Genomic DNA, 6173 nt, shown 5'->3' with positions numbered 1-6173 from the left:
GCCATGAGTGAACGCTTCAGCCTGCGGACCAGAATATTTCTGTTCTTCGCGGCGCTGACGCTAGGCAACCTCGGAGCAATATCCGCCGGCATCTATGTCGGCTATCACGGAATAGACGACCCTGCGGTGTTCAACGCCTTCATTCAAGGCGGCATCATCGCGGGCTTCGCGATACTTGGGCTGATTGCTTGGGTCTGGTTCTTGTTCGACAAGAACGTGGCGCGACCGATCGAGCAACTTGCAGGCGGTATCCGCGCCCGCACCCACGCCGAAGTCACCGCAACCCTCGATCATACAACGGGCAAGTATCTGGGCGATCTGGCCCCCGCTGCACTGGCCGTGACGCAGCACCTTTCGGAAACCCGCGAAGCGCTGAACGAAGCGGTAGAGCGCGAAACGAGGCGACTTTTGACCGAAAAGGGCCGGCTCGAGGCGCTGCTTGCCGATGTGCCGGTGGGGGTGGTGCTTTGCACGCCCGACCATCAGTTGGTTTTCTACAACAGCCACGCCGTCGACTTGCTGGATGGAACCGGTGTTGCGCACGGGCCGGGTCTTGATCGGGGCTTGTTCGACTATCTGCACGCCGCACCCATCACACACGCCTTGGCGCGCCTGCGCGAAACGGCTGATGCCGACGCGGCCTCGGACCTGCTTTGCGCCACAACCGGGTCGGGCAAGGTTCTGGCGGCACGGATGCGGGTTCTGAGCGAAGCGGCCAATAAAGACGGCACCACCCCACGGCCCGGATATGTGCTGACATTGCGCGATGTCAGCGCCGATCTTGCAGCACATGCAGCCCGCGAGGCGCTGATCGAAGAGGTGTTCGACCGGGTGCGCCGGCCCGCTGCGAACCTGCAAACGGTAATCGGGGTGGTGGCGGAATCGGATGGTGCGCTGAACAAGGAACTGACCGAGGCGCTGCTGAGCGAGGCGTCGGCTTTGGCACATTCGGTGACCGAACTGGCCGAGCGTCACGACCGCGAGCGTGCCGAATGGTGGCCGCTCAGCCTTGTGCGGGCGTCAGACCTTACCGAGGCGGTGCGGGCACGCGCGAGCGCCGAAGGTGTTGCGCTAGAAATCGGGTCGGAGCAGTTGATCCTGCGCTGCGACGGGTTCGAGCTATCGGCGCTGGTGGCAGGGCTTGCGGCGCGGCTGTCGGTTGGACGGAAGCAGTTGCGCCTGACGATCAGCGAAGATGGTTCTGGCGCGCTGGTGGCACTTTCGTGGCATGGCCCATCGGTGTCGGTGACCGATCTGGACCACTGGCTCGAAGCGCCGCTCGAGGTGGGAATGGCCGATTTGACCGGGCGGCGCGTGCTCGTCACACATGCCACCGAAATCTGGCCCGAACCGCTTGCTGAGGGTAGGGCGCGGCTGTGCCTGCCGCTGCGCGAGGTGCGCCGGGCCCACAAGCGCCCGGCACCGGTGGCGCGCGCCGTGGTCTATGACTTTGATCTGCTGTTCAAGGATCGCTCGGCCAAGGTGATGGACGCGCGGCTTGATGATCTGACCTATGTGGTGTTCGACACCGAGACGACCGGGCTATTGCCCGCGCAGGGCGACGAAATCGTGCAGATCGCCGGTGTGCGGATCGTGAACGGGCGGCGTGTGGAAAAGGAAGTGTTCGACGCGCTGGTCAACCCCCGCCGCCCGATCCCGCCCAGTTCGACAGAGGTGCATGGCATCACGGACGCGATGGTTGCCGACGCCCCAGACATTGCCGAGGTGGGGCGACGCTTTCACGCATTTGCCAAGGGCGCGGTGCTGGTGGCACATAATGCGCCCTTCGATGTGGAGTTTTTGCGCCGTAAGCAAGAGGCCATAGGGGCGGTGTTCGAACACCCCACGCTCGACACGGTGCTTTTGTCGGCGGTGGTGTTTGGCCAAAGCGAGCAGCATACGCTTGATGCGCTGACGCATCGCTTGGGGATCACGATCCCCGAAGAGGCCCGCCACACCGCCTTGGGCGATACGGTGGCCACAGCGGATGCATTCTTGAAGCTATTGCCCTCGCTCAAGGCGCGCGGGCTGGAAACTTTTGGGGATGTGGTGCGCGAGGTGCGCAAACACGGGCGGCTTTTGCGCGATCTGAATGGCTGATAAGGCCGGACCGGTGCTTGCTGTCCGCCAATGCGCCGCCGCCCTACGGCAATTTACTGACAAAGCCTGTCAGACCCAGTCTGCAATGCCGGTGCCGACTGCGTCTGCAACATTGGCAAATCCGTCGCGCGCCAATATCGAGTCGAGCCCGCGCGCGATATCGGCGGCAAGCGATAGGCCGCCAAAGACAAGCCCGGTATAAAGCTGCACCGCCGAGGCCCCGGCGCGGATTTTCTGATAGGCCTGTTCGGGCGACCCTATTCCGCCAACCCCAATCAGCGGCATGCGCCCCTCGGTCAGCCGTGCAAGCGCGGCCAGCACGCGCGTCGATTTCTCGAACAGCGGCGCACCCGAAAGCCCGCCCGCCTCGCCCCGATCTGCCGATTTCAACCCGTCGCGGGCCACGGTCGTGTTGGTGGCGATGATGCCGTCGATCTTGGCGGCCAAGGCCACCTCTGCGATGTCTTCAAGTTCGCTTGGCGTCAGATCCGGCGCGATTTTCAGAAACACCGGCACCGGGCGGGCAAGACGCGCGCGTTCGGCCAGCACCAGATCGAGCAACGCCGCCAAGGCGGCGCGGCCCTGCAAATCGCGCAGCCGCTCTGTGTTGGGTGATGAGACGTTGACGGTGGCAAAATCGATCGAGGGGCCCGTCAGGCGCAGCACCTCGGCAAAGTCGGCGGCGCGGTTAGCGCTGTCCTTGTTCGCGCCAAGGTTCAGCCCGACCGGAATACCTGCGGGGCGGCGCGCCAGCCGTGCCGCAATGGGTTCGGCCCCGTCGTTGTTGAACCCGAAGCGGTTGATCGCCGCGCGGTCTTTTGTCAGCCGGAACAGGCGCGGGCGCGGGTTGCCCGGTTGGGCGCGCGGTGTTGCGGCACCCAGTTCCAGAAAGCCGAAACCCGCCCGCATCAGCGGCGCGACCACCTCGGCGTTCTTGTCAAACCCCGCGGCAAGACCGACAGGGTTGGGTAGTGCCAGACCCGCCACAGTCGTGGCCAGACGGGGTGTGCTGACAACCCCTGCAAGCGGCACGAGGCCCGTGCGCAGCGCGCGGATCGACAGCCCGTGCGAAAGTTCGGGTTCAAGATGCAGCAGCACCGACAGCCCGGCCCGTTCGATCAACTTCATGGAAGGCCCTCGGGAAAGATATGGCCGCTGGCACCTAGCGGCAGCGAGGTATCGCGCACCACCTCGGCCAAGACAAGCGCGCGGTAGAGGTGCGGAAACAACTGACCCCCGCGTGAAGGTTCCCATTTCAAATCCGCGCCCATGGCATCGGAATCGAAAGTGACCAGCACCAGATTGCTTTCGGCGGCGAAGTGGCGGGCCGCAGTTTCGGCAACCTGTGCCGCGGTGGAAAAGTGGATGAAACCGTCGGCAATATCGACGGGCGCGCCAAGGGTCTGCCCTTCGGCACAGAAAGCATCCCACTCAGGGCGGCGGAAGATTTTGTAGATCAGCATGGCGATCACATGCGCCATGGGGCGCGGCGGGTCAATGCCCACCAGTGTCACAGCGCCGTTGCAAGGGCATGGCAGGTAGCCTCACATGGTCTTTGACAGCAAGCGACATCAGTCGCAGACTGTTCCAATCATCACCAACGGGAGTAATGGTATGTCTGCCTTTTCACGTACTTTAGCCGCCACATTGCTTGGCGCCACCTGCCTTGCCGCTGCGCCCGCGTTGGCAGAAACGGTGAAGCTGACCATTCTGGGCATCGGCGACATCTACAGCTACGACGGCGATGGCACGCGCGGCGGCTTTGCGCGGCTGAACGCGGTGGTCAAGGCCGAGCGTGAGGCGAACCCGAACCTGATCTATGCCTTCGATGGCGATATGCTTTCGCCGTCGCTGCTGTCGGGTTTCGATCTGGGCCAAAACACGATTGATCTGACCAATTTGCAGCCCTTCGACATTGCCGTTCCCGGCAACCACGAGTTTGATTTCGGACCGGAAAACTTTTTCGAAAAGATGGCGGCGTCGAAATACCCTTGGGCCGCGATCAACATCGTCAATGCTGACGGTTCCGCGATCCCGGGGCTGGGCGGGGTGATGGTAAAAGAGGTGGCGGGGCTGAAGGTCGCGCTTATTCCCATTGCGCAAGACACCACGCCCGAGGTTTCGAGTTCAGGTGATCTGGTGTTTCTACCCACCGTCGAAACCGGGGTCGCCGCGGCAAAGGCTGCGCGCGCCGATGGGGCCGATATCGTGATTGGCGTCGTGCAAACCGCCATGGACAACGACCGCGCACTGATCGCGAGCCACGCCTTTGACGTGATCCTTTCGGGTGACGATCACTCCTACGCCACGGCCTATGACGGCTTTACCGCCTATGTGGAAACTTCGGTCGATGGGCGCCATATCGCGCCGCTCGACCTGATGGTTGATGTGACCGAAAAGGACGGAAAGCGCACCGTGAAGTGGATGCCTGTATTCCGCTTCATCGACACCGCGATGGTAGAGCCAGACCCCGAAAGCCAGGCTTTGTCCGATGGGTTCAAGAAGATGCTCGACGATACGCTCAACACCCCGATCGGTGCCACCGAAGGCCCGCTTGATTCGCGCCGTAACGTGGTGCGCAAGGAAGAATCGGCGATGGGCAACCTGATCGCCGATGCGATGCGTGCGGCTGTTGGGGCGGATATCGCCATTACCAACGGCGGCGGTATCCGCGCAGATCGCACCTATGACGCGGGAACCGTGTTGACCCGGCGCGATTTTCTGACCGAACTGCCGTTCGGCAACCTGACCGCGGCAACCGAGCTTCCGGGTTCGCAGATCCTTGCGGCGCTGGAGAATGGTGTTAGCCAGTATGAAACCGGTGCAGGCCGCTTCCCGCAGGTGTCGGGCATCAGCTTTGCGTTCGACCCGACTGCGCCTGCCGGTTCGCGGGTGTCAGAAGTGATGGTTGGCGATACGCCGCTGGATCTGAACAAGGTCTACCGGGTCGCGACCAACGATTACATGTTGGGCGGTGGCGATGGCTATACCGCGCTTAGCGGCGGCAAGGTGCTGACCAACATCGGCGCGGGCAATCTGGTGGCGAATGACGTGATGGCCTATGTCGAAAAGAACGGCAAGGTTTCCAGCACGGTAGAAGGCCGCATCAGGATACTCGGCCAGTAAGAACCGCTGATCTTGGCAAGGCGCGCTCTCTCAGGGGGGCGCGCCTTTTTTATGCGCGCAGGGCGCGTGCTGGTGGTTGCGCGCTTTGGCATTGCGGCAAGCCGCGATAGTGTTGGCCCATGTGTGGACGATTTGCCATAACCCTGCCGCCTGAAGCGATGGCGCAGATGTTCGATGCGGTGCCGGGCAATGATGTGCCGTCGGGCGCGCGCCACAATGTCTGCCCGACGCAGGTGGTGGCGGCGGTAACTTCGGGTGAAGGGCGGCGGCAGGTGCGGGGGATGCGATGGGGGTTTGTGCCCCATTGGTATGCCTCGGCGACCGACGGCCCGCTGCTGCTTAACGCGCGTGCCGAAAGCATCGCCGAAAAGCCCGCGTTCCGTGCTGCGGTGCGCACCCGGCGCTGCCTGATTCCAGCCGACGGGTTTTATGAATGGAGCGCGGGCGAGGCCGGGGCGCGGCTGCCGTGGTTTGTATCGCGCGCCGATGGCGCGCCCATGGCTCTTGCCGGTATCTGGCAGGAATGGGAACGCGCGGACACGCGCCTGACCAGTTGCGCCATTGTCACCTGCGCCGCAGGGCCGGATATGGCCCCGATTCACCACCGAGAGCCGGTCGTGGTAGAGCCTGCCGACTGGCCGCTGTGGCTAGGCGAGGCAGGGCACGGTGCGGCGCTGCTGATGCGCGCGCGCCCTGCGGGGGTGCTGCGGGCATGGCGGGTTGGGGTGGCGGTCAATTCGAATCGTGCCGAAGGTGCTGGGCTTGTCGCGCCGCTTGAGGCCGGCGCGGGCGATGCTGTGGCGGGGTAAGGTGGGTGCGCAGGCAGGCGCAACTGCTGCAAAACCCACGGGCGTGCGCGGCTTTGGGTTCTACAGCGCAATTGGCCCGCCCGATGGCCGCTAATTCCGCGCGGTTTCGGCCCGAATGTGGAAACCGGCGGAACAAGG

General features: G+C 63.7%; 5 protein-coding genes. 3 read left to right on the top strand and 2 right to left on the bottom strand.

The window, feature by feature from the left end; genetic code table 11:
- Positions 1 to 2100, top strand: a 2100-nt coding sequence (locus tag ABY403_RS12360; RefSeq protein WP_372841127.1) for an exonuclease domain-containing protein, incomplete at its 5' end; no start/stop codon positions are given.
- 69 nt (positions 2101 to 2169) lie between these two features.
- On the opposite strand, the gene ABY403_RS12355 is transcribed toward ABY403_RS12360, so the two are convergent.
- Both ABY403_RS12355 and ABY403_RS12350 read right to left on the bottom strand, forming a co-directional pair.
- Complete coding sequence (locus tag ABY403_RS12355) at positions 2170 to 3228, bottom strand: quinone-dependent dihydroorotate dehydrogenase (RefSeq protein WP_372841126.1); 1059 nt, start codon at positions 3226 to 3228, stop codon at positions 2170 to 2172.
- Complete coding sequence (locus ABY403_RS12350) at positions 3225 to 3563, bottom strand: DUF952 domain-containing protein (protein WP_372841128.1); 339 nt, start codon at positions 3561 to 3563, stop codon at positions 3225 to 3227. The genes ABY403_RS12355 and ABY403_RS12350 overlap by 4 nt, the downstream gene beginning before the upstream one ends.
- A 151-nt stretch (positions 3564 to 3714) precedes the next feature.
- Between ABY403_RS12350 and ABY403_RS12345 the strand changes: the two genes are divergently transcribed.
- Together ABY403_RS12345 and ABY403_RS12340 are read left to right on the top strand one after the other, a co-directional pair.
- On the top strand, positions 3715 to 5226 hold the full coding sequence (locus tag ABY403_RS12345; RefSeq protein ID WP_372841125.1) for a bifunctional UDP-sugar hydrolase/5'-nucleotidase: 1512 nt from the start codon (positions 3715 to 3717) through the stop codon (positions 5224 to 5226).
- Positions 5227 to 5345: 119 nt separating this feature from the next.
- The gene (locus tag ABY403_RS12340) at positions 5346 to 6035 is read left to right on the top strand and encodes an SOS response-associated peptidase (RefSeq protein ID WP_372841124.1); all 690 of its coding nucleotides are present in this window, start codon (positions 5346 to 5348) and stop codon (positions 6033 to 6035) included.
- Positions 6036 to 6173 lie beyond the last annotated feature (138 nt).

Source organism: Phaeovulum sp., assembly GCF_041596715.1.
In the GTDB taxonomy this organism is placed as follows: domain Bacteria; phylum Pseudomonadota; class Alphaproteobacteria; order Rhodobacterales; family Rhodobacteraceae; genus UBA6213.
Note: the sequence above shows the minus strand (reverse complement) of the source record. Positions and strands in the feature narration are given on the sequence as shown.